The sequence below is a fragment of the Peribacillus sp. SIMBA_075 genome, from assembly GCF_046534585.1.
On record NZ_JAWRYN010000529.1, the window covers coordinates 1 to 275 of the forward strand.

A 275-nucleotide genomic window follows, 5' to 3' on the forward strand; every position below is an offset into this window, starting at 1 on the left:
GTTGCTCAATGATCTCTTCAATAGTCTCTTGTAGACTTAAAACATTAATAAGTTGTAGATCAACTTTTATCATATCTTTATCTAGAATTTTACCTTTAAACTGCTGAAGGTGGTTTCTTGAGATTGATCTAATTTGATTTGTCATAATAAATGAATCTCTTGTAATCGTATTGTTGTGTATTTGTTCTTTACCAGTCAGACCAGTATATTCTAATCTTTTCAATACAACATCTGAAGAAATAGTATTCTTAGTAGTTGTTTTATCTAAGTACAAG

General features: G+C 28.4%; 1 protein-coding gene. It reads right to left on the bottom strand.

Annotated features, from left to right (window positions below; translation table 11 throughout):
* Positions 1-275 (bottom strand): type II toxin-antitoxin system PemK/MazF family toxin (locus SB775_RS29290; protein ID WP_410864740.1); only part of this gene is annotated, 275 nt, incomplete at both ends.